General features: G+C 70.4%; 23 protein-coding genes and 3 pseudogenes. 14 read left to right on the top strand and 12 right to left on the bottom strand.

Annotated elements, in window-relative coordinates:
* Positions 1-121 precede the first annotated feature (121 nt).
* Complete coding sequence (locus OG607_RS21825; protein ID WP_405725904.1) at positions 122-1207, bottom strand: hypothetical protein; 1086 nt, start codon at positions 1205-1207, stop codon at positions 122-124.
* Positions 1204-2361, bottom strand: a complete 1158-nt coding sequence (locus OG607_RS21820; RefSeq protein ID WP_405725901.1) for an SPFH domain-containing protein — start codon at positions 2359-2361, stop codon at positions 1204-1206. The genes OG607_RS21825 and OG607_RS21820 overlap by 4 nt, the downstream gene beginning before the upstream one ends.
* 103 nt (positions 2362-2464) lie before the next feature.
* Here OG607_RS21820 and OG607_RS21815 point away from each other — a divergent pair, with 103 nt between their 5' ends.
* The 4 genes from OG607_RS21815 to OG607_RS21800 all read left to right on the top strand — a co-directional run bounded on the left by OG607_RS21815 (position 2465) and on the right by OG607_RS21800 (position 5037).
* Positions 2465-3286, top strand: coding sequence for an ArsR/SmtB family transcription factor (locus tag OG607_RS21815; protein WP_405725898.1), 822 nt, complete (start codon positions 2465-2467; stop codon positions 3284-3286).
* 161 nt (positions 3287-3447) lie between these two features.
* Positions 3448-3834: a hypothetical protein gene (locus OG607_RS21810; protein ID WP_405725895.1), complete on the top strand. Its 387-nt coding sequence runs from the start codon at positions 3448-3450 to the stop codon at positions 3832-3834.
* 16 nt (positions 3835-3850) lie between these two features.
* Positions 3851-4606, top strand: a complete 756-nt coding sequence (locus OG607_RS21805) for a caspase domain-containing protein (RefSeq protein WP_405725892.1) — start codon at positions 3851-3853, stop codon at positions 4604-4606.
* Positions 4607-4629: 23 nt separating this feature from the next.
* Positions 4630-5037 (top strand): YncE family protein, encoded by a 408-nt coding sequence (locus tag OG607_RS21800; RefSeq protein ID WP_405725890.1) that lies wholly within the window; start codon positions 4630-4632, stop codon positions 5035-5037.
* Here the strand turns inward: OG607_RS21800 and OG607_RS21795 are convergent.
* Positions 5003-5239: pseudogene (locus OG607_RS21795) on the bottom strand (sensor histidine kinase); the annotation flags it as partial. The gene OG607_RS21800 and the pseudogene OG607_RS21795 overlap by 35 nt on opposite strands.
* Before the next feature lie 199 nt (positions 5240-5438).
* Here OG607_RS21795 and OG607_RS21790 point away from each other — a divergent pair.
* Positions 5439-6458, top strand: coding sequence for a permease (locus tag OG607_RS21790; protein ID WP_405725887.1), 1020 nt, complete (start codon positions 5439-5441; stop codon positions 6456-6458).
* Positions 6455-7168, top strand: a complete 714-nt coding sequence (locus tag OG607_RS21785; protein WP_405725884.1) for a TIGR03943 family putative permease subunit — start codon at positions 6455-6457, stop codon at positions 7166-7168. Before OG607_RS21790 ends, OG607_RS21785 begins: the two co-directional genes overlap by 4 nt.
* Before the next feature lie 6 nt (positions 7169-7174).
* On the opposite strand, the gene OG607_RS21780 is transcribed toward OG607_RS21785, so the two are convergent.
* Both OG607_RS21780 and OG607_RS21775 read right to left on the bottom strand, forming a co-directional pair.
* A complete protein-coding gene (locus OG607_RS21780; protein ID WP_405736950.1) occupies positions 7175-9424 on the bottom strand; it encodes an MMPL family transporter in 2250 nt (749 codons plus the stop codon).
* Between the two features lie 56 nt (positions 9425-9480).
* Positions 9481-10068: a TetR/AcrR family transcriptional regulator gene (locus OG607_RS21775; protein WP_405725881.1), complete on the bottom strand. Its 588-nt coding sequence runs from the start codon at positions 10066-10068 to the stop codon at positions 9481-9483.
* Between the two features lie 115 nt (positions 10069-10183).
* Between OG607_RS21775 and OG607_RS21770 the strand changes: the two genes are divergently transcribed.
* Positions 10184-10948 carry a phosphatase PAP2 family protein gene (locus OG607_RS21770; RefSeq protein WP_405725878.1) on the top strand — a complete coding sequence of 255 codons (765 nt, stop codon included), beginning with the start codon at positions 10184-10186 and terminating at the stop codon, positions 10946-10948.
* A gap of 37 nt (positions 10949-10985) precedes the next feature.
* Entirely contained in the window at positions 10986-11828 is an 843-nt protein-coding gene (locus OG607_RS21765) for an oxaloacetate decarboxylase (RefSeq protein WP_405725875.1), read from the top strand.
* Positions 11829-11950: 122 nt separating this feature from the next.
* Here the strand turns inward: OG607_RS21765 and OG607_RS21760 are convergent.
* A pseudogene (locus OG607_RS21760) lies at positions 11951-12565 on the bottom strand (RNA-guided endonuclease InsQ/TnpB family protein); the annotation flags it as partial.
* Positions 12566-12626: 61 nt separating this feature from the next.
* On the opposite strand from OG607_RS21760, the pseudogene OG607_RS21755 reads away from it, so the two are divergent.
* Positions 12627-12737: pseudogene (locus OG607_RS21755) on the top strand (IS200/IS605 family transposase); the annotation flags it as partial.
* 136 nt (positions 12738-12873) lie between these two features.
* Here OG607_RS21755 and OG607_RS21750 read toward each other — a convergent pair.
* The 3 genes from OG607_RS21750 to OG607_RS21740 all read right to left on the bottom strand — a co-directional run bounded on the left by OG607_RS21750 (position 12874) and on the right by OG607_RS21740 (position 15232).
* A complete protein-coding gene (locus tag OG607_RS21750) occupies positions 12874-14343 on the bottom strand; it encodes a DEAD/DEAH box helicase (RefSeq protein WP_405725872.1) in 1470 nt (489 codons plus the stop codon).
* A gap of 174 nt (positions 14344-14517) precedes the next feature.
* Positions 14518-14721 (bottom strand): cold-shock protein, encoded by a 204-nt coding sequence (locus OG607_RS21745; protein WP_329315148.1) that lies wholly within the window; start codon positions 14719-14721, stop codon positions 14518-14520.
* A gap of 193 nt (positions 14722-14914) precedes the next feature.
* Complete coding sequence (locus OG607_RS21740; protein WP_405725868.1) at positions 14915-15232, bottom strand: MerR family transcriptional regulator; 318 nt, start codon at positions 15230-15232, stop codon at positions 14915-14917.
* A gap of 167 nt (positions 15233-15399) precedes the next feature.
* Between OG607_RS21740 and OG607_RS21735 the strand changes: the two genes are divergently transcribed.
* The 4 genes from OG607_RS21735 to OG607_RS21720 all read left to right on the top strand — a co-directional run bounded on the left by OG607_RS21735 (position 15400) and on the right by OG607_RS21720 (position 20157).
* Entirely contained in the window at positions 15400-16647 is a 1248-nt protein-coding gene (locus OG607_RS21735; protein ID WP_405725864.1) for a PP2C family protein-serine/threonine phosphatase, read from the top strand.
* Between the two features lie 9 nt (positions 16648-16656).
* Positions 16657-17187: a GNAT family N-acetyltransferase gene (locus OG607_RS21730; RefSeq protein ID WP_405725862.1), complete on the top strand. Its 531-nt coding sequence runs from the start codon at positions 16657-16659 to the stop codon at positions 17185-17187.
* Positions 17188-17274: 87 nt separating this feature from the next.
* On the top strand, positions 17275-18108 hold the full coding sequence (locus tag OG607_RS21725; protein WP_405725859.1) for a glycoside hydrolase domain-containing protein: 834 nt from the start codon (positions 17275-17277) through the stop codon (positions 18106-18108).
* A 66-nt stretch (positions 18109-18174) separates the two neighbouring features.
* Complete coding sequence (locus OG607_RS21720) at positions 18175-20157, top strand: primary-amine oxidase (RefSeq protein ID WP_405725856.1); 1983 nt, start codon at positions 18175-18177, stop codon at positions 20155-20157.
* Here OG607_RS21720 and OG607_RS21715 read toward each other — a convergent pair.
* Both OG607_RS21715 and OG607_RS21710 read right to left on the bottom strand, forming a co-directional pair.
* A complete protein-coding gene (locus OG607_RS21715) occupies positions 20140-20724 on the bottom strand; it encodes a DUF4328 domain-containing protein (RefSeq protein WP_405725853.1) in 585 nt (194 codons plus the stop codon). The two genes, OG607_RS21720 and OG607_RS21715, sit on opposite strands and share 18 nt — an antisense overlap.
* A gap of 335 nt (positions 20725-21059) precedes the next feature.
* Complete coding sequence (locus tag OG607_RS21710) at positions 21060-22118, bottom strand: YeiH family protein (protein ID WP_405725850.1); 1059 nt, start codon at positions 22116-22118, stop codon at positions 21060-21062.
* Between the two features lie 90 nt (positions 22119-22208).
* Between OG607_RS21710 and OG607_RS21705 the strand changes: the two genes are divergently transcribed.
* Complete coding sequence (locus OG607_RS21705; protein WP_405725847.1) at positions 22209-23105, top strand: LysR family transcriptional regulator; 897 nt, start codon at positions 22209-22211, stop codon at positions 23103-23105.
* Between the two features lie 13 nt (positions 23106-23118).
* On the opposite strand, the gene OG607_RS21700 is transcribed toward OG607_RS21705, so the two are convergent.
* Positions 23119-23658, bottom strand: coding sequence for a Uma2 family endonuclease (locus OG607_RS21700; protein WP_405725844.1), 540 nt, complete (start codon positions 23656-23658; stop codon positions 23119-23121).
* Positions 23659-23670 lie beyond the last annotated feature (12 nt).

The raw sequence follows: 23670 nt of genomic DNA, 5'->3' as shown, positions 1-23670 counted from the left end.
TCGAGGTCACGTGAGCCGATCATCAGGAGTTACGCCCGCCACACACCGGTGCGCCGGGCGGTGTGAGCGTGTGACGCGGGTCACCGCAATCGCGTCTAGGTCCTGTCCGCCCGGACAGGGCCTAGTGGCGGTAACGCAGGTATAGCCACACCGCCGCCCCGATGACCAGCGCCGCCGCGAGCGAGGCGGCGACGATCTTGGGGACGCTGTACGGCCGCTCGCCGATGACCTCGGCGGTTCGGGCGTTGACCATGACCTGCCAGGTCTTGCCGTGGTGCAGGTAGCTGAGAAACCAGACCGGGAGCAGCATCAGCTTGAAAGTGAGATCGGCGTAGCTGGTCGCCACCTTGTGGACGCGCTGCTCGTCGCCGCCGATCTGGCGCTTGGCCTGGCTGCGGATGGCGGCGTCCATCCGCTTCTTGGCCGTCTCGAAGCCGCTCTCGGGCTCGATGTCGTAGCGGACCGTCTGGAAGCCGGCCAGGTACTCGTCCTGATACGGCTTCGCCCGGTCCAGCGGCCAGGGCTCCAGCTTGTCGAGCTGCTTCTCCTCGACGTGGGTCGTGCCGGCCACGAGCAGGTCGTCGAAGGAGAGGGTGACGCTGCCCGACACCGAGGTCCAGCGGGTGTGGCGGACCTGGCGGGTCTGGGTCTTGCCGTTGCTGTCGGTGTAGGTCTGAGTGACGTAGTAGTGGTCGCCCCGCTGGCCGGTGTAGTTGGAGAAGGTGTTCGCGTCGTACGTCCAGTGCGGCAGATAGCTGCCCTTGGTCGTCTCGGCCTCGGTCACCTTCTTCAGGTCCGAGGGTGCGAACCAGCGGGACGCGGTCCACTTGCGCAGTGCCTTGCGGGTCGCGGACCGGTCCAGCTCGAAGGGGACGACGGCCTCCGGGACTACGCGCTCGGTCCGGCTCGGGTCGGCGACGAGTGCGGCGGCGCAGAACTGGCAGCGGTCGGAGAGGGTGTCGGTCTCGGTGACGGCCTGGCAGTTGGGGCAGCGGAAGGCGTTGGGGGCGCGCTGGGCGGCGGTCTGCTTGAGCGGAAGGGTGGCGAGCGTCGCGTAGGCGTGCTCGCGGACGGCCCGGCCGACGGGCGTGATCGGCTGCTCGGTGGCGCAGTGCGGGCAGCGGAGGGTGTCGGTGCCGGGTGCGTACTCGGCGGTGGCACCGCACACTTCGCAGGCGAAGGAGCGCGCGGATTCTGCGGCGGTCATGACTGCGGCGGGAGCGGCGGGAGCGGTGGCGGGACGGCGGCGAAGAGCCGTTCCAGGGCGGGCAGTTCGCCCGCCGAGGTCCAGGCCGCCATGCCGGCCTGCCATACGAGGGTGGCGCGGGTCAGCGTCCCCTCCGCGACCATCGCGGCGAGGCGGACGGAGTCGTACGGGCCCTCCTGGCGGCCGCCGAGGCCCACGTGCCACTGCCCCTCGGTGACGGGAAGCGGCGGCGGCACGGACAGTGCGTCCACCGGGGCCGCTGGGGCTGCTGGGGCTATCGGGGCCGCCGGGGCAGGCTGCGGGGCAAGCGCCCCCGCCATCCGCTGCCCCGCCGCCAGGCCGAGCCCCAGGCCGAGGCCCTCGCCGGCGCCGCCGCCGGGGTTGGCGGCGGCGTCCCGCATGGCGTCGGCCGCCTGGAGCTGGGTGTAGCGGTTGAGGTCGCCGACGATGTTCATCCGGCCGGCCGTGTCGACCGCCTTCTCGACCTCCTCCGGCAGCGAGATGCTCTCGATCACGAACTTCGGCACCGCGATGCCGACCGCCGCCAGCTCCTCGGTCAGGATCCCGGCCAGCTCCCCGCCGAGGCGGTCCTGCTGCGCCGCCAGGTCCAGCACCGGCACGCCCGCCTCACCGAGGGCGCCCGCCAGCCGCCCGACGATCAGCTGGCGCAGATACTCCTGCACCTCCTCCGTACGGAACTGCGGGTCCGTCCCCGCCAGCTCCCGCAGCAGCGCCGCCGGATCCGACACCCGCAGCGCGAACCCGCCGAACGCCCGCAGCCGCACCATCCCGAACTCGGCGTCCCGGACGATCACCGGAGTCCGCGTCCCCCACTTCAGGTCCGTGAACTGCCGGCTGCTGACGAAGTACACCTCGGCCTTGAACGGCGACTCGAAGCCGTGCTTCCACCCCTTCAGGGTCGACAGCACCGGCAGGTTCTGCGTCCGGAGGGTGTACGTCCCGGGCTGGAAGACATCCGCGATCCGCCCCTCGTTGACGAAGACGGCGGTCTGCGACTCCCGTACGACGAGCTTCGCGCCCATCTTGATCTCGTTCTCGTGCCTCGGGAACCGCCACACGATCGTGTCCCGGCTGTCGTCGGTCCACTCGACGATGTCGATGAACTCGCCGCGTATTCGGTCGAAGATCCCCATCGCGCCCCACCTCGCTCAGTCCTCAGTCGTCCCAAGGGCCCCGACCGTATCAATGGGCACCGACACGCTTGACATGCAACCAAATGGTTGCCATTTTGGAGCTGTGGATGACCCGCTCGACGACATATTCAGGGCCCTCGCCGACGCCAGCCGCCGAAGGCTCCTCGACCGGCTCCACGCCCGCAACGGCCAGAGCCTCCACGAGCTGTGCGAGGGGCTCGACATGACCCGCCAGGCCGTCAGCAAGCACCTGGCCGTCCTGGAAGCGGCCGCCCTGGTCACCGGCGTCCGGCACGGCAGGCAGAAGCTGCACTACCTCAACCCCGTGCCCATCCAGGAGTTCACCGACCGCTGGATCGGCCGGTACGAGCGCGGGCGCCTGGGCGCCCTGACGGATCTGAAGCAGAGACTGGAAGGAGACAGGACCGTGAGCAACACCGGCGGCAAGCCCGCATTCGTCTACGTCATCTACATCCAGACCACCCCTGAGAAGCTCTACGAAGCCCTCACCGACGCCGAGTTCGCCCTCCGCTACTTCGGCGGCTGGGGCCCGAAGTCCGACTGGCGGCCCGGCTCGCCCGTCCTGTGGAAGATGGGCCCCGACGGCGACTACGAGGACCTGGACCAGGAGGTGCTCGAAGCGACCCCCGGCAAGCGGCTCGCCTACACCTGGCACCGGATGATGCCGATGATGCGCGAGCTGTTCGGCTCCGACGAGGAGTACGAGGAGGCGCGCAAGGAGAAGTCGAAGGTCGCCTTCGACATCGAGCCAGGCGAGGAGCCGGGGGTCGGGGTCAAGCTGACCATCACGCACGACGGCTTCGACAGCCCGGAGAGCAAGATGCTGGAGGGCGTCAGCGGCGGCTGGGTGATGATCCTGTCCGGTCTCAAGACGATGCTGGAGGGCGGCAAGCGGGTCGCCTAGGTGCAGGGGCATATGGGCACGGAAGGCGGTCGGCTGAGACGTAGCCGCACGAATCCACGCAAAGGTCTGCCTCGGGGAGCCGACTGACGCCACACTGTTGGCAGGGCGTCGCGACGGATCACGACGGATCGCGACGGGCCGCCGCCGGGGGAGGCACGGGGATGCAGGTCGACGTAACTGTGGTGGTGGCGGTCGATCCGGAGGCGGATCCGGAGGCGGCCGAGCGGTCGGTGTGGCGGCTGCGGGGCGAGATCGAGGAACTGGACGTCGAGTCGGTGCGTCCGGTGGCCGTGGGGGAGGTCCCCGAGGGCGCGAAGGGCGGCGCGGACGTGGTGACGGCGGGGGCCGTGATCGTGGCGCTCAGCGCGTCGGGCGGGGTGTTGCCGGGGCTCGTGTCCGTGGTGAACGACTGGCTCGGCCGGCAGTCCGCGCGGCACCGGGTGTCGGTGACCATCGACGGTGACACGATCGAGCTCGAACGGGCCTCGGACGCCGAGCGGCAGCGGCTGATCGACGCGTACGTACGCAGACACAACACGGCCAGGTAGCGGGGAGCGGACAGCCATGGGCCGCCGACTGGCGCTGCTGATCGCCACATACGACTACCAGGACCCCGGGCTGCGGCAGCTGACCGCCCCTGCGCATGACGCGGAAGGGCTGGCCGCTGTCCTTGAGGATCCCGGTATCGCGGGGTTCGAGGTGACGACGCTCATCAACGAGCCGCACTACCGGGTGGGAGAGGCCATCGCCGACCTCTACCGCGACCGACGGCGCGACGATCTCACGCTGCTGTACTTCACCGGGCATGGGCTGAAGGACGAGGAGGGGCGGCTGTACCTGGCGACGACCAACACCCGGCGCGGCAGCCTGCTGTTCAGCTCGCTCCCGGCCGAGCAGATCGACCAGGCCATGTCCGGCTCCATGTCGCGGCAGAAGGTGCTGATCCTCGACTGCTGCTACAGCGGCGCCTTCCCGGCCGGGCGGATCGCCAAGGCCGACGCCGACATCCACACCCTGGAGCGCTTCCAGGGCCGCGGCCGCACCGTGCTGACGGCGTCCGACGCCATGCAGTACTCCTTCGAAGGCGGTGACCTGCCGCGCGGCGAGGCCGCGCCGCAGTCCGTGTTCACCCGCCATCTCGTGGCGGGCCTTCGGGACGGCAGCGCCGATCTCGACGGGGACGGTGACATCACCATCGACGAGCTGTACAGCTTCGTCTACGACCGCGTCGTCGACGAGATGCCGCAACAGCGCCCCAAGAAGCAGGAGAACGTCGAGGGCCGCACACGGCGACGGGCAAGACCGTCGATCCCCCCATAGCCTCCGGCGACCACACCGGACCCATGGCCGCCGATGCGGACAGCCGCCGTCTCTACGTCCTCACGAGCGACGAGAATTTCCAGGAGACCGCTGTCGCCGTCATCGACACGGGTACGGGCACGGAGGTGGCAGCCGTCCCCCTCGACGACGACGTTCACTTCGGCATCTCGGTCAGCGGTGACGGCCGCCGCGTCTACATCCCGAACCTCTACCTCAGTACGGTCTCGATCCTGGACACACAGACGAACGCGGCCGTCGGCTCGCCCGTCTCCATGGACGGGATCCCCCTGTCCTTGGCCGTCAGCCCGGACAGCAGCCGCGTCTACGTCACACTCAGCGGCGGCGAGGGCAGGATCGCGGTGTTCAAGGCCGCTGACCCGCACTCCGTAACGACCATCACCCTGCGGGCGGGCCGAGACCCGGCAGGCTGACGCTCACCACGAGGCCGCCGCCGTCGCGGGGGCGGGCGGTGACGTCGCCGCCGTGGGCGTGGGCGATGGCGCGGACGATGGAGAGGCCGAGGCCGGCGCCCTTGGCGGTGACGAGGCGGTCGGTGCCGAGGCGACGGAAGGGCTTGAAGAGGGAGGGGATCTCGTACGGGGGGACGGCGGGGCCGGTGTTGGTGACGTCGAGCCCTACGAGGTGGGCGTCGTGCGTGCGGCAGGCGATCCGGTCCGCGCCTCGCGGCTCTCACCTACGGAGGCCTTGGCAATGCCGTAGACAAGTCTTGGGATGTCCGGGATGAGAAGCTGTGCCCGAACCGGCGTACTGGTGGTGGAGGGAAACCGACCCACAAAGCCCCTGCCGTTGCCGTACCGGAGGTACCTCGCTCGTGACCGCCACCGAAGCAGCCCCGACGACCCGGCCTGAGGACCGCAACGCGGAAGAACCGCCCTCGCGGGGCTGGCAGTTCAACTCACCGCTCGTCCTGACGATGCTGCTGATCGTGGTGATCGGACTGCAGGGGCCGGTCCGCCGGGCGTTGTCGGCGCCGGTGATGCAGAGCTGGATGACGGTGTTCGTCGCGGTGGTCGTGCAGGCGCTGCCGTTTCTCGTCCTGGGGGTGCTGCTGTCGGCGGCGATCGCGGTGTTCGTGCCGCCGGCGTTCTTCGCCCGCGCGCTGCCGGACCGGCCCGCCCTGGCGGTGCCGGCGGCGGCGATGGCGGGGGTGGTGCTGCCGGGCTGCGAGTGCGCGTCGGTACCGGTGGCGGGGGCGCTGGTGCGGCGGGGGGTGGCGCCTGCGGCGGCGCTGGCGTTTCTGCTGTCCGCCCCGGCGATCAATCCGATCGTGCTGACCGCGACGGCCGTCGCGTTTCCCAACGACCCGCGCATGGTCCTCGCCCGGTTCGGGGCGAGTCTGCTCGCGGCGTGTGTGATGGGCTGGCTGTGGCAGCGCCTCGGCCGCAACGACTGGCTGCGGCCGCCGGCCCGGCCGTCCTCCGAGGGCCTGGGCAAGGGGGCGGCGTTCTGGGGATCCGTACGGCATGACGTGATGCATGCCGGCGGCTTCCTCGTGGTCGGCGCGATGGCCGCGGCCACACTGAAGGCGGTGGTCCCGGCGAGCTGGCTGCACGCCGCGTCCGTCAATCCGGTGGTGTCGGTGCTGGCCCTGGCGGTCCTGGCGGTGCTGCTGTCCATCTGCTCCGAGGCCGACGCGTTCGTGGCCTCGTCCCTGTCGCAGTTCTCGCTCACCGCCCGGCTGGCGTTCCTCGTCGTGGGACCGATGATCGACCTGAAGCTGTTCGCGATGCAGGCCGGCACCTTCGGGCGCGCCTTCGCGCTGCGGTTCGCCCCGGTCACCTTCGCGGTGGCCGTCCTGACGTCGGTCCTGGTCGGGGCGGTGCTCCTGTGAACCGGCAGGCGCAGGCGGTCGTGCTGTTCCTCGTCGGCGGGGCGATGCTGCACGCCGGCTTCACCGACCTCTATCTGCGGTACGTCAAGGCCGGGTTGCGCCCGTTGCTGCTCGCGGCGGGCGTCGTCCTGATCGCCGCCGCCGTCGCCACCGTCTGGTACGAACGGCGAGGGGGCGAGCACGGGCAGGATGACCACGGACACGTCCACCGCGAGCCACGGGTCTCCTGGCTCCTGGTCCTGCCGCTGTTCGCTCTCATTCTGGTCGCCCCGCCCGCGCTGGGCTCCTACAGTGCCATGCGCACCGGCATGGCACTGCAGAAGCCCTTCGGTTTCCCCGCCCTCCCCGCCGGCAACCCCCTCCCGCTCAGCGTCGTCGACTACGCCGGCCGCGCGGTCTACGACCACGGCCACTCCCTCGGCGGCCGGCGGATCGAGATGACCGGCTTCGTCGCCCTCGACGGCAGCGGCGAGCCCTACCTGACACGTATGGTCCTCAACTGCTGCGCCGCCGACGCCCAGCCCGTCAAGGTCGGCCTGACCGGGCAGATTCCGCCGATCCTGGAACCCGACACCTGGCTCGAGGTCGTCGGCACGTACACCGGCAAGCGGGCCAAGGACCCCGTCAACGGCAGCGTCATCCCGTTCGTCACCGTCAGCCGGGCCCGGGTGGTGAAGGCCCCGTCCGACCCTTACGAGAGCCCGGAGTAGGGCCGGTCAGGCGCGACTGTCCTGCAGTTCGCGCCCGCTCGGCGGCACCGCTTCGCCCGCCGCTGTGTCGAGGTTCCTGCGCAGCTGCTCGCCCTCGATGTCGACGTCGGGCAGGGCCTTGTCGAGCCAGCGGGGCAGCCACCAGGCCGCCTTGCCGAGCAGGGCCATCACCGCCGGGACGATGGCCATCCGGACGACGAAGGCGTCGAAGAGTACGGCGATGGCCAGGCCGAAGCCGATCATCTTGACCATGGCCTCGTGGGCGGTGATGAAGCCGGCGAAGACGGAGATCATGATGATGGCGGCGGCGGTGACGACCCTGGCCCCGTGGTTGAAGCCGGTGACGATCGCCTGGGCGGGCCGCTCGCCGTGTACGTACGCCTCCCGCATGCGGGTCACGAGGAAGACCTCGTAGTCCATGGCGAGGCCGAAGACGACACCGACCAGGAAGATCGGCATCATGCTCATGATCGGGCCGGTCTCCTGGACGCCGAACAGGTTCGCGAGCCAGCCCCACTGGAAGACCGCGACGACCGCGCCGAGCGAGGCGAAGACGGACAGCAGGAAGCCGAGGGCGGCCTTGAGCGGGACCAGGATCGAGCGGAAGACCAGGATCAGGAGGAGGAACGCGAGGCCGACGACCAGCCCGAGGTAGGGAATGAGGGCGTCGCTGAGCTTCTGGGAGACGTCGATGGCCATGGCGGTCTGGCCGGTGACGAGCACCGTGGCACCGGCGGCGGACCCGGCCGCGGCGCCCTTGTCGCGGATGGCCTTGACCAGGTCCTCGGTCGCGGTGCTGGTGGGGCTGGAGCCGGGGATGACGGTGATCATCGCGGTGTCGCCGGCCTTGCTGAAGGTGGCCGGGGTGACGGCGGTGACGTCCTTCAGACCGGAGACAGCCCGGGAGACCTTCGCGGCGGCGGCCTGCGGGTCGTCGGCGGAAGCCGCGTCCACGACGACCATCAGCGGGCCGTTGAAGCCGGGGCCGAAGGAGTCGGCCAGCATGTCGTAGGCCTTGCGCTGCGTGGTGGACGTGGGCTGGGAGCCGTCGTCCGGCATGCCCAGCGTCAGGCCGGTGGCGGGCACCGCGATCACGCCGAGGCCGACGATGGCGGTGACCAGCACCGCGACCGGGCGGCGCAGCACGAAGGAGGCCCATCGGGTACCCATGTTGGGCTTGGCGTCGGCGGCAGCCGGAACGGATCCCTCGTGGGCCTTGCGGGCGTTGCGGGCCTTACGTGTTCTGCGGCTGAGCACCTTGTCCCCGGCGAAGCCCAGCAGCGCCGGGATGAAGGTGAGCGCGACGAGTACGGCCACGACCACGGCGGCCGCGGCGGCCAGGCCCATCTTGGTCAGGACCGGGATGTTGACCACGACCAGCCCCGCCAGGGCGATGACGACGGTGAGCCCGGCGAAGACCACCGCCGAGCCCGCGGTGCCGGTGGCCCGGCCGACGGCCTCCTCGGGGGTGCGGCCCTCGGCGCGTTCGGTGCGGTAGCGGGAGACGACGAAGAGGGCGTAGTCGATGCCGACGGCGAGGCCGATCATCATGGCGAGCGTCGGGGTGGAGCTGTCGAGGTTGAGGGTGCCGCTGAGCGCGGTGATCCCGGCGACGCTGATGCCGACGCCGATGATCGCGATCAGCAGCGGCAGCCCGGCGGCGACCATCGACCCGAAGGTGATGACCAGCACCAGGGCGGCGATGGCGATGCCGACGATCTCGCCGATGCCGTTCTCCGGCTGCGTCTGGAGCGCGTCGCCACCGGCCTCGACGGTGAGCCCGTCGTCGCGGCCGGACTGGACGGCCCCGTCGAGCGCGTCGCGGGCCGCGTCGGTCATCTCGTTGGACTTGACCTTGTACGTGACCTGGGCGTAGGCCGTACTGCCGTCCTTGCTCACCGACTTGGTGACGTAGGGGTCGGTTACGGACGCGACCAGATTCGAGCCGGAGCCCAGTTCGCTGACGACGTCCTCCACGGCGGCCTTGTTGTCGGTCGCGGTGATCCTCTCGCCGCTGGGGGCCTTGAACACCACCCGTGCGGTGGCCCCGTCGGCGCCCGTGCCGGGGAAGCGCTCCTTGAGCAGGTCGAAGGCCTTCTGGGCCTCCGTACCGGGGATGGAGACGGAGCCGGAGGCGGAGGAGGAGCTGGTGGCGGCGCCGACTCCGGCGATGGCCAGGATCGTGATCCACAGGAAGGTGACGAGCCAGCGCCGGCGGAAGGCGGACCGGCCCATCTTGTAGAGGAAAGTGGCCATGGGCAGGGTCATCCCGTCAGGTCAGGAGGTCGGATGAGTCAGGCAAGTCGGATGAGTCAGGTGAGATCGAGCGCGGGCAGGATCACCGCTTCGAGGTAGCGCGTCATGAACTCGGCGTCCGCGTCCCGGTCGTCGAGGATCCGGCGGCCGATCATCGGGCCCACCAGCGCGTACGTCAGGAAGGGCGCGGCCGCGCTGTCGGTGGCGAGTTCGCCCCGCCACACCGCTCTGCGGAGCATGGCGCCGAGCGCGTCGGTATCGGGATCGATGAGCACTTCACGCAGTGCCTCGCGCAGGTCCGGGTTGTTCACGGCGGCCTGGCTCAGCCCGCGCATCAGGTCCACGTCCCGGTTGGACTCGGTGCCCATGCGGCGCACCAGTTCGCGCAGGTCCCCGGCCAGCGACCCGGTGTCGATGTCGGCCGTCAGGACCGGCCGGGTGTGCCGCAGCGCGACGGCCACCAGCCGCGGCTTGCTCGTCCACTGGCGGTAGAGGGTCGCCTTGCTGCACTTCGTACGGGCCGCGACCGCGTCCATCGTCAGGGCGTCGTACCCCTGCTCGCACACGAGCCGGATCGTCGCGTCGCAGATCTCCTGCTCCCGCTCCGCCGTGAGGCGGGAGAGGCGGATGACGTGGTCGGACATGGGACCCCTCCTGGGAACGAAACTGTGTCGTACAGTTCTCAGGCTAGGTTAAGAAAGCATCGAAACGCAAGAGGATCGAAACGGTTGCGTTTTGATCGAGGGAGGGGGGCTCGCCATGGCGACGACGTCATCCATACGGCTCGGCGGAGGGGAAGCCGTCGCCCGTCCACCGCTGGTCCGGGAGCTGCTGCTCGTCGCGGGCCTCTTCCTCGTCTACAAGCTCGGCCGGCAGGCCGCCAACGGCCAGGTCGGCGACGCCTTCGCCAACGCCCGCGGCGTCTGGGGCCTGGAGCGCGCGCTGCACCTGCCCGGCGAGGGTGTCGTCCAGCGGGTCGTGCTGCACAGTGACGCTCTCGTGCACCTGGCCAACACCTACTACGCCACCGTGCACTTCCCGGCGACCGCGGCCTTCCTGGTGTGGATGTACCTGCGCCGCCCCGCGCACTACGTCTGGATCCGGCGGGTTCTGACCGTCCTCACCGTCTCCGCCCTCGCGCTGCACATCCTGATGCCGCTCGCCCCGCCGCGCATGCTCGCCGAAACCGGCCTGATCGACACCGCCGCCGTCTACGGCCCCTCCGTCTACGGCCCGCCCGCCACCGACACTCTGGCCAACCAGTACGCGGCGATGCCGTCCCTGCACGTCGGCTGGGCCCTGGCGGTCGCCATCGGGCTGATCGCCGCGACCCGCGGCCGGTGGCGGTGGCTCTGGCTGCTGCACCCGCTGGTCACCCTGCTGGTCGTCGTCGGCACCGCCAACCACTACTGGCTGGACGGCATCGTCGCCGCCGCCCTGCTGGGTGTCGCCCTGCTCGTGATCCGTGCGCCCATTCGGACGAATCGCCCTTTGCGCCCGTCTACTACAACATGTAGAGATTGACTCATTCACGTCAGTGTCCGACGAAAGGGATGAACACTTGCGCTACGGACAGCTGCTCCGCGAAGAGGTCTCCGCCCCCGGCACCACCCCCCTGATCGGCATCTACGACATGTACTCCGCGTCCATCGCGGCCCAGCACTACAACGGCTTCTTCGTCTCCGGGTTCGGCTTCGCCGCCTCGTACTACGGACTCCCCGACATCGGCTTCATCGCCTGGCCCGACATGGTCGCCTTCGCCGAGCGCCTGCGCCTGGCCTTCCCCGCCCACCACCTCCTCGTCGACATCGACGACGGCTACGTCGACCCCGAGGTCGCCTGCCACGTCGTACGCCGCCTGGAGCGCGCCGGCGTCTCCGGCGTGATCCTGGAGGACCAGAAGCGCCCCCGCCGCTGCGGCCACGCCGACGGCAAGCAGGTGCTCCCCCTCCAGGACTATCTGGACAAACTGGAGCTCGTCCTGCGCACCCGCGACGACCTCCTGGTCGTCGCCCGCACCGACGCCACCGAAGAGGCCGACATCCTGCGCCGCGCCGCCGCACTGGCCGCCACCCACGCCGACGTCGTCCTCGTCGACGGCGTCCGCAGCGTCGACTGGATCCACCGCATCCGCCAGGTCACCGGCGACAAGCCGCTGCTCTTCAACCAGATCGGCGGCGGCAAGTCCCCTCGCCTGTCCCTCCCCGAACTCACCGCCCTCGGCGTCGACGTGGCGATCTACAGCACCCCCTGCCTCTTTGCCGCCCACACCGCCATCGACACCGCCCTCGCCGACCTCAAGCGCGCCGACGGGCGCCTCCCCGAGGCGCCCGTCGGCGTACGCGCCTCCACCGAACTGCTGGAGCGCAACATCAGCCGCCACCACGACCCCGTCCTGGCGTAGGACGGCCGGCCCAAGGCGCGAGGCCGGCGGCCGGCTGTCAGCCCGTGTCGCGCCCGAAGCAGCGCTCCAGCTCCTCGCTCTCGCTCGCTCGTCCACGTCGTAGAATTGACGTGCTCCCCGGCCTAAAGTCCGGGGATTCCTGCCACGGTCGTGTGACCGTCTGGGTGGCTTCCTGCTTCAACGCGCTGTGCCGGGATTCTCGCCCTGGTCTTACCTGCGCTCTGCGAGGCGTTTAGCCTGTCCGCCCGTCCGGCGGCCAGGGTGTTGTGTGCCGCGTTCTCGTCGCGGTCGTGGACGGTCCCGCACTCCTTGCAGGTCCATTCCCTGACGTGGAGGGGTTTGGGGCCGTCCTTGACTCCATACGCGGAACAGACCTGGGAGGTCGGCTCGAACCGGCCGATCTTCCCGAAGTACCGGCCGTGCTTGACGGCCTTGTACTCCAGCATTCTGACGAAGGCGGACCATCCGGCGTCGTGGACGGACTTGGCCAGCCGGGTGCGGGCCAGGCCGGACACCGCGAGGTCTTCCACATACACCGCTTGGTTGTCGCGGATGATCTGTGTGGAGGCCTTGTGGTGCCAGTCCCGGCGCCGGTCGGCCACCTTCGCGTGCTGCCAGGCGACCTTGATCCGGGCCTTGGCCCGGTTCTTCGACCCCTTGGCCTTGCGGCTGAGGTCCTTGTGCAGCCGCTTGGGCAGAGCCGAACGCCTGGGCCAGCGCGGTGCGCTGAGAGGCGTCCGGGTACAGTCGGTAGTTGTAGCGCAACTGCATGTGACCGACGGTACTAGGGTTGGTCTCATGGAGCCAAATGACGGATTTCGGCGCGGCAGACACGTGGTTTCGGCGATGCACGTTCATTTGGTCTTTGTGATCAGATATCGGCGCGGAGTGTTCACCGACGATCTTCTCGTTGTAGAGCATCCGCACCAGGCACGTGCTCCTCTTACGGAACAGGTCGCACTGGATGTTCGCCGCCATCGGCGCGCGGCCGGGGCCGTTCACACGAGTGAACGGCCCCGGCCACAGGGCTTGGAGTCCGCGAGCCTTACGCGGCCCGGGAGTTGCGGCGTGCCTGACCGGCGGGGGAGCGGCGGCCGCGCGAGGAGGCGGAGCTGCGCTTGGGGCGGTCGGGGGCGGCCGGGGCGGTGATGGTGACGGGGATCCCGGAGGGGGCCTGGGCACCGGTGATGCGGGTGAGCTCGGCGTCGCCGGAGCGGACCTGGGTGATGCGCGGGGTGATCCCGGCGGCGCTCATCAGGCGGTCCATGTCGCGGCGCTGGTTGGGCACCACGAGGGTGATGACGCTGCCGGACTCGCCGGCCCGGGCGGTACGGCCGCCGCGGTGCAGGTAGTCCTTGTGGTCGGTGGGCGGGTCGACGTTGACGACCAGGTCGAGGTTGTCCACGTGGATGCCGCGGGCCGCGACATTGGTGGCCACCAGCACGCTGACGTGCCCGTCCTTGAACTGGGCGAGGGTGCGGGTGCGTTGCGGCTGCGACTTGCCGCCGTGCAGGGCGGCCGCCCGCACCCCGCTGGCCAGCAGGTCCTTGGTGAGCCGGTCGACGGCGTGCTTGGTGTCCAGGAACATGATCACCTTGCCGTCGCGGGCCGCGATCTCGGTGGTGGTGGCGTGCTTGTCGGCCGGGTGGACGTGCAGCACGTGGTGCTCCATCGTCGTGATCGTGCCGGCCGAGGGGTCGACCGAGTGCACCACCGGGTCGGTGAGGAAGCGCTTCACGAGCCGGTCGACGTTGCGGTCCAGCGTCGCGGAGAACAGCATCGTCTGGCCGCCCGGCTGCACCTGCTCCAGCAGCTCGGTGACCTGCGGCATGAAGCCCATGTCCGTCATCTGGTCGGCCTCGTCCAGCACCGTGATCTTCACCCGGTCCAGGCGGCAGTCCCGGCGCTCGATGAGGTCCTTGAGCCGGCCCGGCGTCGCCACGACCAGCTCCACGCCACCGCGCAGCACGCTCGCCTGACGGCCGATCGACATGCCGCCCACCACCGTGCCGACCCGCAGCCGCAGCGCCCGGGCGTACGGCGTCAGCGCGTCGGTGACCTGCTGCGCCAGCTCCCGGGTCGGGACCAGGACGAGGGCCAGCGGCTGGCGGGGCTCGGCGCGCAGTCCGGCGGTACGGGCCAGCAGCGCCAGCCCGAAGGCCAGGGTCTTGCCCGATCCCGTACGCCCGCGGCCCAGCACGTCACGGCCGGCCAGGGTGTTCGGCAGCGTCGCCCCCTGGATCGGGAACGGCACGGTCACGCCCTGGGCGGTGAGGGCCTCCAACAGCGCGGCCGGCATGTCCAGTTCGGCGAACGCCGAGACCGCCGGAAGCGCGGGGGAGGTGCCGGTCGGCAGGGCGAACTCACCCTGGAGGCCGGATGCGGGGCGGCGGCCGGAGCTGCTGCCACCGCTGCCGCGGTAGCTGTTGCGGGCGGGGGCGCTGCGGGTGGTGGTGTTGGTGCGCGTGGAGCTGCCGCGGGAATATCGGTCATTGGTGCGGGCAGTGCGGTTCATGCGAAACCTTCCTCGATGCGGCGCGTACCGGGGAAATCCAGGCAGGAATCGCAAGAACGAGCCGAAATAAAGCGGAAAAGCAGGACAACGAAAAAGCACGAGTGAGGGCCCGCACCCATAAGGTGCGGGCCCTCACTACGTTGGACGCGTCAGTCGTGCAGCGCGTCAGTCGCGTCAGGCGGGAACGATGTTCTCGGCCTGCGGGCCCTTCTGGCCCTGCGTGACGTCGAAGTTAACCTTCTGGCCCTCGTGGAGCTCGCGGAAGCCCTGGGCGGCGATGTTCGAGTAGTGGGCGAAGACGTCAGCGCCGCCGCCGTCCTGCTCGATGAAGCCGAAACCCTTTTCCGCGTTGAACCACTTAACGGTGCCAGTAGCCATACTGTGTTCTCCTTCAGGAAATGCCCGGGTTCGCACTGCGCGAGCCCGTGTTCGCGTTGCCGCGATGATTTCCCGATCCGGAAAAAAGTGCCGGAGAACGTGTGCAAAGTCTTTGGGAACCACAACTGCAACTGGGTCAACGGTATCACGGCCCCGGCGAAAACGACGGGTGACTGTTTCTGTAGTCGCCGTGTTAGATATTCCGCAGCTCTTCGTTCACCCGCAGGGCTTCTTCGAGCTGGTCCTCCAGGATCACGATCCGGCAGGCGGCCTCCACCGGGGTGCCCTGGCCGACCAGGTCGCGCGCGCGGGCGGCGATCCGGAGCTGATGGCGGGAGTAGCGGCGATGGCCGCCCTCGGACCGCAGCGGGGTGATCAGCCGCGCCTCGCCCAGCGCCCGCAGGAACGCGGGCGTGGCGCCGATCAGCTCGGCGGCGCGGCCCATGGTGTAGGCGGGGTAGTCGTCATCGTCGAGACGGGTTTCCGCGGTCACGTGAAAAACCCTAACCACAACACTTACGACTGTCTACGACGGCCATGACAGTTTCCGCCGTCCGTGCGATTCCATGCGTTTCATGCCATAGCGGCCGGTACGGCCTATCGTGGGTGGTCAGAGGAAGGGTCTGTCCGACCCGCCGGACAGACCCTAAGGTGGCGGGCGCGTCGAGGCGGCGGCACATGGGCGGTTCGGAGCCGGAGATCGACTACAGGGCGGTCTTCCGCGCCCTGCCCGGGGCGGTGATGGTGATGACGCCCGGCCTGGTCGTCATCGAGGTCAACGAGGCGTTTGTGGCCATGGCGGGCCGCGGGCGCGAGGAACTGCTGAACCGCCATCTCTTCGAGCTCTTCCCCGACAATCCCGCCGATCCCGGCGCGACGGGCGTCCGCAACCTCGAGGCGTCGCTGCGCCGCGTAGTGGAGACGGCCGAGCCCGACAGCATGGCGCTGCAGCGCTACGACGTGGAGATCCCCGGCCGGCCCGGCGTCTTCGAGGAGCGGTACTGGAGCCCGGTCAACGTCCCCCTGCTCGACGCGGACGGCAAGGTGGCGCTGATCGTGCAGCGGGTGGAAGAGGTCACCGAGCTGATCCGGCGCCGCGACAGCCTGGGCGGCGACCCGGACGGCCGGCGCCAGGTCCTGGAGGCGGACCTCTACAGCCGTGCCCGGGAACTGCAGGCCGTCAACGAGCGGCTGCGTCAGGCCCACGCCCGCGAACGCGAGGTGGCCCTGGCCCTCCAGGAAGCGATGCTGCCCCCGCCCCGGCCGGTCGGCCACCGGCCCGTGGCGGTGCGCTACCGGCCGGCCGTCGGCGCCCTCAACGTCTGCGGGGACTGGTACGAGCTGGTCGAGCTCACCGCCGAGGGCGACCGTGTCGCCGTGGCCGTCGGCGATGTCGTCGGCCACGGGCTGTCGGCCGCCTGCGTCATGGGCCAGCTCCGCAGCGCGCTGAGCGCGGCCGTCCGGGCCGCCGACGGGCCCGCCCGGGCCCTGGACGTCCTGGGCCTGTACGCCAGGTGGGTGCCCGGCGCCGAGTCGGCCACCGCCGTCCAGACCGTCATCGACTTCCCCGCGCACACCATCACGTACAGCAGCGCCGGCCACCCGCCCCCGGTCCTGCTGCAGCCCGACGGCACCGTCCACCTCCTCGACCGGGCCACCGACCCGCCGCTGGGCGCCCGCCCCGAACCCGTCCCCCAGCCCCAGGCCACCACCGGATTCGACGACGGCGCCACCCTCGTCCTCTATACCGACGGCCTCGTCGAACGCCGTACCGAGGACATCGACACCGGTCTCGACCGCCTCGCCACCGCCCTCGCCCGGCACGCCCGCCTCGACCCCGAAGCCCTGGCCGACACCCTCCTCGCCGAGCTGTCCCCGCGAGGGGGCCCGACCGACGACACGGCGCTCGTCATCCTCCGCCTTTAGAGTGGAGAAATGGTGGGACAACTGGTCACCGAACGGTTGCTGCTCCGGCCCTGGCACATCGACGACGACGAAGCCGCCCTCGCCATCTACGGCGCCCCCGGCGTCTCGCACTGGCTGAGCCCGGCCATGGACCGCGTCCCCGATGTCGCCGCCATGCGGCTCGTCCTCCAGCAGTGGACCGGCGAGGCCGCCCGGCTCCTCCCACCCGCCGGCCGCTGGGCGATCGAGCTGCGCGAGGAGGCCCGCGTCATCGGCGGCGCCGTCCTCCTCCCCCTCCCGCCGCGCGGCGAGGACCTGGAGATGGGCTGGCAGCTCCACCCCGACGCCTGGGGACATGGCTACGCCACCGAGGCCGGCCGCGCCCTCGCGCGCCGGGCCTTCGACGAGGGCCTCGACGAGGTCCTGGCCGTCGCCCGCCCCACCAACGACCGCGCCGGGGCGACGGCACGCCGGATCGGCATGGAGTGGGTCGGCGAGACCGAGAAGTACTACGACATGCGCCTGTTGGTGTTCCGCCTCCGCCCCGCCGACCTGATGTGAGGCCCGGCCTGATGTGAACCTCGGCCGAACCACCCGCTAATCTGCGCCAGTCGTTTGCTGTGCGTACGTCATGCTGGGGGTAAGGCTTTGTCCGGTCACCGGATTTCGAAGCGGCGGCGGTACGCCGCCTGGTCGGCGGCCGGCGTGGCCGCGCTCATCGGGGGCGCGCTGACGGCCAACGCCGCCACCTCGACGACATCCACGACAAGGCCGGCGCCTTCGCTGTACTCGGGCCGCGCGTTCGACACCTGCACCGCCCCCAAGCTGTCGGCGATGAAGGCGTGGAAGGCCACCAACTTCTACGGCGCCGCCGCCGTCTACGTCGGTGGCAAGAACCGCGGCTGCGCGCAGCCGCAGCTGACCTCGTCCTGGGTGAAGTCGGTGAGCGCCTCCGGCTGGAAGCTCATCCCGCTGTACGTCGGAGCGCAGCCGCCCTGCCAGACCAGCGCCAACCCGGAGAAGCTCACCGCGGCCACCGCGGCCTCCCTGGGCAAGACCGACGGCACGGACGCGGTCGCGAAGGCCGCCGCGCTCGGCATGAAGGCCGGCAGCGCGGTCTACCTGGACATGGAGGCGTACGACATCACCAGCACCTCCTGCGTCAGCGCCGTCCTGACCTACATCCGCGCCTGGGACAAGGCCGTGCACGCCAAGAACTACTGGGCCGGCTTCTACGGTTTCAAGAGCACCAGCGCCGCCGCCGTCGCCAAGGCCAAGGACCGCACGGACCTGCCCGACATCCTCTGGTACGCGTACTACGACAAGGTCAGGACCACGACCACGGACTGGCCGTACGCCTCGACGCTGTACACCGGGCACCGCCGGGGCCACCAGTACCTGGTCAACAGCAAGGAGACGCGCGGCGGGGTCACGATCACGGTCGACCGCAGTGCGTGGGACGCGCCGGTCGCGATCGTCTAGCGCCCGTACGGCGCCCGTAACAAACAGCGGTGACCGGCTGAAATCGGGGCTTTCTACCATCGCGTCATGGATCGCGCCATGGACACCGCACCGACCAGCCCCGCCGCCCACCCCCTGGAGCCGCTCACCCCCGATGAGATCGCCCTGGCCGCCGGCGTGCTCGGCGCGAGCGGCAGGCTGCCCGCCGGGACCCGGTTCGTCTACGTCGAGCTGGCCGAACCGGCCAAGGACCTGCTCCGCGCCTGGCGCCCCGGCACGGAGTGGGACCGGCGGGCGGCCGTGCTGCTGCGCAACCCGAAACTCGCCGCCACCTACGAGGCGGTCGTGTCGCTCAGCGGGGCGGGGTTGGTGTCGTGGCGGACCGTGGAGGGCCGCCAGCCGCCGATGATGTACGAGGAGTTCATGGCCTGCGAGCAGCTGGTCATCGAGGACGGGCGCTGGCAGGCGGCTATGCGGCTGCGCGGGGTCGAGGACTTCTCCCTCGCCATGGTCGACCCCTGGGCGGGCGGCTACACCGGCCCCGAGGACGACCCGTCCCTGCGCCGCATCGCCCGCCCGCTGACCTTCGTCCGCTCCGGCCCCGACGACAACGGCTACGCCCGTCCCGTCGAGGGCCTGATCGTCACCGTCGACCTGGACACCATGACGGTGATCGACGTCGTCGACCACGGCGTCGTCCCGCTGCCGCCCCAGCCCGGCAACTACTACCCCGAGCTGCTGACCGCCCCCGGCAACGTCCCCGCCTTCGACCAGGTGCGCGCCCCCCTCAGGCCCATCTCCATCACCCAGCCCGGCGGCCCGTCCTTCACCGTCACCGGCCACGCCGTCGAGTGGGCCAACTGGCGCCTGCGGATCGGCTTCACGCCCCGCGAGGGCCTGGTCCTGCACGACATCGGCTACGTCGACAAGGGCGTGCTCCGCCCCGTACTGCACCGCGTCTCGCTCTCCGAGATGTACGTCCCGTACGGCGACCCGGCCCCCACCCACTGGAACAAGAACGTCTTCGACATGGGCGAGTACGGCCTCGGCTGGCTCGCCAACTCCCTTGAGCTGGGCTGCGACTGCCTCGGCGAGATCCACTACTTCGACGCGTACGTCAACGACCAGGACGGCGGGCCCGTCCGCATCGGCAACGCCATCTGCATGCACGAGGAGGACGCCTCGATCGGCTGGAAGCACACCGACTTCCGCACCGAGCGCGGCGAGGTGCGCCGCAACCGGCGGCTAGTCGTCTCCTTCATCGCCACCGTCGGCAACTACGAGTACGGCTTCTACTGGAACTTCTACCTCGACGGATCGATCGAGTTCGAGATCAAGCTGACCGGCGTCCTCTCGGTCGGCGCGCTCGCGGACGGCCAGGAGCCCGAGTACGGCACGAAGATCGCCCAGAACCTCTACGCGCCCAACCACGAGCACTACTTCAGCGTCCGCATGGACACCCGCGTCGACGGCGACCGCAACAACCTCTTCGAGGTCGAGTCGGCCGCCGAGCCCACCGGCCCCGGCAACCCCCACGGCAACGCCTGGCGCACCCGCAAGACCCACCTCACCTGCGAAGCCGACGCCCAGCGCCTCCCCGACCCGCTGCGCGGCCGCGCCTGGCTCATCGCGAGCGCCGACACCACCACCGCGCTGGGCGCCGCCCCCGCCTACAAGATCGAACCCGGCGCCTACACCCTCCCCCTCTGGCAGGACGGCTCCCAGCAGGCCAACCGCGGCGGCTTCGCCACCCGCCAGCTCTGGGCCACCCCCTACGACCCCGCCGAGCGCTACGCCGCCGGCGACTACGTCGCCCAGAACCCCGGCCCCGACGGCCTGGTCGCCTACACCGCCGCCAACCGCCCCCTCACCGACGCCGACCTCGTCCTCTGGTACACCATCGGCGCCCACCACGTCGTCCGCCCCGAGGACTGGCCCGTCATGCCCGTCACCCGGGTCGGCTTCCACCTCAAGCCCTTCGGCTTCTTCGACGGCAACCCGATGCTGGACCTGCCGGCCGAGACGCCGTCCTGCCATACGGAGGGCGAGGGCTCAGGCTGTCACTGCTGACGTCAGGTCGCTGAGCGCGGCGCTCTGCAGTTCGGTGATGTGCTGGATCACGCGGATCACGAGCGCCGCCGCGGCGAAGTTGAGCCCTGCCGACAGCACGATGAAGGGCACCGACTTTCCCTGGCCCATCAGCTGGCCCATCGCCGTCACCACCGTGTGCGCGACCAGGAACCCCCACCAGACGTTCACCAGGCCCCTCTTCGGCTCTTTCCCCTCCCCGCCGGCGCTCGCCCGCTGGACGTTGGCAACGAACGCCCTCGGGACCCACAGATTCACCACCGGTATGAGCCAGGCGAAGACGGCCCAGACCCCGGATACGGCCGCGGTACCCGGGGAGAGGAGCTCCGCGTTCCGCCGGCACCGGCTGAGCCAGACCAGGAAGAGCACAGCCGCCGCGGTCATCGCGTAGACGTACACCATCGACGCGAGTCCGGCCCTGACGGCCGTCATCCGGAACACATCGGCGACGACCGCCGCCGCGATCGAGCCCTGCGCGAAACGGGCGAGAAGCCAGGGCGCCTTGACGTTGGCGTTGGCGTTGGCGACAGATTCTGTGGTGGTGGGCATGCCCGGATCATGGCTGGTCCGCACGGATCCTGTGTGTGATCTTTACGCTTCCTTGGCTTCTGACTCCCATGTGCCTGTGCTTCCTGACCAGAGTCACCGCTTCGGGCGAGACGCAGGTCCTTCTGCTCGGAAGAAGACCAGCCTCGGCGCTGTATTCGCGCTCGGGGTGCAGCAGTACGAGCGCAAGAAGCTCACCTTGCATACGGGATCGCAGGATGGGGAGCAGGCTCGGCGGATACTTTCATTGGGCGCAGGATGTCAAGCGCCCAGTGAAAGTAACAATCAGCAGTCGGTTGTTCACCGAGGCGGGAAGCCGAGCGCCCCCAGGTCGTCTTCTACAGCTGGCCCGTCAGGACCTGGAGCCCCAGGCCGGTCGTCGCCACGGCCAGCCACAGCAATGCGCCGAGGAGCAGTGGCCGCACCCCGGCGGCGCGCACCTGCGACAGGTCGAGGCTGAGGCCGATGCCCGTGAGGGCGACGGTGATCAGGAAGGCGCTGAGCGCCGAGATCTGCGGGTGCCAGGAAGCGGGGACGCCGCCGAGGGAGGCGACCGTAGAAGCGGCCAGAAAGGCGAGGATGAAGAGGGGAAAGACCTGCCGGAGTCGTCGTCCGGGAGGTCGACCCTTCGGTCCCTTGCGGGCTTGGAGTACCAGGCAGACCGGCACGATCATGAGGCTCCGGGTCAGTTTGACGACGACCGCGTACGCGCCCGCAGTGGCCCCGTACGCGTAGGACGCGGCGACCACCGACGAGGTGTCGTTGACCGCCGTCCCGCTCCAGAGGCCGAAGCCCTCCTGGGACAGCCCGAGCAGGTGCCCCAGTGGCGGGAACAGCAGCACGGCGGCGATGTTGAAGGTGAAGATCGTCCCGAGCGCGTAGGCGACCCGGTCCTTGGCCGGGCCGGTCACGGCCGTCACCGCCGCGATCGCCGAGGCCCCGCAGATCCCGGTGCCCACTCCGATCAGCAGCGCCGCCTCCCGGTGGACCCCGAGCAGCCGCCCCAGCGCCCAGGCCCCGCCGAGGGCCACCGTCAGGGTGCCCGCCATGACGGGCAAGGACTGGCCGCCGACCCGGACGACCTCGCCCAGGGAGAGCCCCGCTCCCAGCACGACGACGGAGGCCTGCAGCACCTGCTTGCCCGCCGCCGCGAAGCCCGGCAGCAACCGCCGCAGGTGGCGTTCAGGCAGGTGGCGGCGCAGCAGCGGCCCGGCGGCGGCACCGGCCGCGATACCGAAGACGGGGCCGCCGACGACGGGTAGCAGAGCGCCCAGCAGGGCGGCCGGGACGGCGACGAGCAGGGCGGCAGCCAGGCCGGGCAGTACGGGCAGTACGCACCGCAGCGCGGCGGGCAGCAGTACGGCGGGCCGGGCCGGCGGCGCGTAGGACCATCCCATGGAATCTCCTTGACGAGTCCATACGAACGATCGCCGCCGCGCACCCGTCCTGGTAGAGACCAAATCCCGAGGACCTCATAAGCTGGACTGATGACCCTGCCTCCGGGAACCCCCGACCTGAAGGTCCTGGATCTCCTGGTCTCCGTCGCCGAGACCGGCAGCCTCGGCCAGGCCGCCGCCCGGCACGGCATCAGCCAGCCGGCGGCGAGCATGCGGATCCGTGCCCTGGAACGCCGGCTCCGCCTGACCCTCCTCGAACGCGGCCCCACCGGCTCCCGCCTCACCCAGGCCGGTGCCGCGGTCGTCGAATGGGCCATGCCGGTCCTGGACGCCGCCCGCGCCCTCGTCAGCGGCGTCGCCGCCCTCCACGCCGACCAGCAGGGCCGGCTCCGTATCGCCGCCTCCATGACGATCGCCGATCACCGCGTCCCCGGCTGGCTCCTCGCCCTGCGCGAACGCGCCCCCGACATCAAGGTCGCCCTCCGCGTCGGCAACTCCCAGCAGGTCGCCGACATGGTCCGCAACCGCGACGCCGACCTCGGCTTCGTCGAAGGCCCCCACGCCCCCCGCGGCCTGCGCAGCCGCGTCGTCGGTGGCGACGAACTGGTCGTCATCGTCGCCCCCTCCCACCCCTGGGCCACCCGCCGCAAGCCCCTCCCCCTCCCCGAGCTCTCCGCCACCCCCCTCATCCTCCGCGAACCCGGCTCCGGCACCCGCGACGCCGCCCTCCGCCTCCTCTCCCGCCCGGTCCTCCCCGCTGCCGAACTAGGCTCCACCACCGCCATCAAGTCCGCCGTCGCCGCCGGCGAAGCCCCCGCCATCCTCAGCCGCCTCGCCGTCGCCTCCGAACTCGCCGACGGCCGCCTTGTCTCCGTTCCCCTCGAAGACCAGGCCCTCCTCATCCGCCGCTTCCGCGCCATCTGGCCCAGCGACGCCCCTCCGGCGGGCGCGGCGGCGCAGCTGCTCGCGCTGGTCGCGCGTAGGTAGGCCGGCGGGCGCGTCAGCTCTTGCGCTTGAACTTGTCCGTGGGGATCTGCACGGTGCCGCCGTCTGTGAGGTGCAGAGTGACCGTCTCGCCGTAGGCGTACTCCTCGCGGGTCGCGTACGCGGTGTCCTTCGGACGGGTCAGTACGGTGCACCTGGCCCGGAACGGATCGATGATCACGTAGGTGGGGATCCCGAACCGTGCGTATTGCTGCAGCTTGATCGAGTAGTCGTTGTCGTCATCAGGGGTGGAGACGATCTCGACAGCCGCGAGCAAGTCCTCGTACGAGTACGGAGCGGTGGCACCGTCCTCCAGGATCGCGACGTCCGGAGCGCGCGGTGCCTCGCCGGGGAACTGGATCAGCACAGCTGAGACGAGACGCTCCTCAGCGATGCCGGCGGCTTCTGCGGAGTTCTGCACGCGACGAATGGTCCAGCTTTGGATCTCACTCTGCGGCGTCATGACGATCTGGCCCCCCACGACTTCGATCTTGAAGCCTTCGAACGTCGCCGCAGCCTGCTCAGCCACACGCCACAGGTCGTCGTGAACACTCACTTACCGACCTCC

This window comes from Streptomyces sp. NBC_01537 (assembly GCF_045040445.1).
Classification (GTDB): domain Bacteria; phylum Actinomycetota; class Actinomycetes; order Streptomycetales; family Streptomycetaceae; genus Actinacidiphila.
This window is presented reverse-complemented; position numbering and strand designations above follow the sequence as displayed.

Excerpts from the sequence above, each read along its gene's own strand:
- OG607_RS21825 (WP_405725904.1), bottom strand. The coding sequence starts at position 1,207 with ATGACCGCCGCAGAATCCGCGCGCTCCTTCGCCTGCGAAGTGTGCGGT.
- OG607_RS21820 (WP_405725901.1), bottom strand. The coding sequence starts at position 2,361 with ATGGGGATCTTCGACCGAATACGCGGCGAGTTCATCGACATCGTCGAG.
- OG607_RS21810 (WP_405725895.1), top strand. The coding sequence starts at position 3,448 with ATGCAGGTCGACGTAACTGTGGTGGTGGCGGTCGATCCGGAGGCGGAT.
- OG607_RS21805 (WP_405725892.1), top strand. The coding sequence starts at position 3,851 with ATGGGCCGCCGACTGGCGCTGCTGATCGCCACATACGACTACCAGGAC.
- OG607_RS21800 (WP_405725890.1), top strand. The coding sequence starts at position 4,630 with ATGGCCGCCGATGCGGACAGCCGCCGTCTCTACGTCCTCACGAGCGAC.
- OG607_RS21780 (WP_405736950.1), bottom strand. The coding sequence starts at position 9,424 with ATGGCCACTTTCCTCTACAAGATGGGCCGGTCCGCCTTCCGCCGGCGC.
- OG607_RS21775 (WP_405725881.1), bottom strand. The coding sequence starts at position 10,068 with ATGTCCGACCACGTCATCCGCCTCTCCCGCCTCACGGCGGAGCGGGAG.
- OG607_RS21770 (WP_405725878.1), top strand. The coding sequence starts at position 10,184 with ATGGCGACGACGTCATCCATACGGCTCGGCGGAGGGGAAGCCGTCGCC.
- OG607_RS21750 (WP_405725872.1), bottom strand. The coding sequence starts at position 14,343 with ATGAACCGCACTGCCCGCACCAATGACCGATATTCCCGCGGCAGCTCC.
- OG607_RS21745 (WP_329315148.1), bottom strand. The coding sequence starts at position 14,721 with ATGGCTACTGGCACCGTTAAGTGGTTCAACGCGGAAAAGGGTTTCGGC.
- OG607_RS21735 (WP_405725864.1), top strand. The coding sequence starts at position 15,400 with ATGGGCGGTTCGGAGCCGGAGATCGACTACAGGGCGGTCTTCCGCGCC.
- OG607_RS21730 (WP_405725862.1), top strand. The coding sequence starts at position 16,657 with ATGGTGGGACAACTGGTCACCGAACGGTTGCTGCTCCGGCCCTGGCAC.
- OG607_RS21720 (WP_405725856.1), top strand. The coding sequence starts at position 18,175 with ATGGATCGCGCCATGGACACCGCACCGACCAGCCCCGCCGCCCACCCC.
- OG607_RS21715 (WP_405725853.1), bottom strand. The coding sequence starts at position 20,724 with ATGCCCACCACCACAGAATCTGTCGCCAACGCCAACGCCAACGTCAAG.
- OG607_RS21710 (WP_405725850.1), bottom strand. The coding sequence starts at position 22,118 with ATGGGATGGTCCTACGCGCCGCCGGCCCGGCCCGCCGTACTGCTGCCC.
- OG607_RS21705 (WP_405725847.1), top strand. The coding sequence starts at position 22,209 with ATGACCCTGCCTCCGGGAACCCCCGACCTGAAGGTCCTGGATCTCCTG.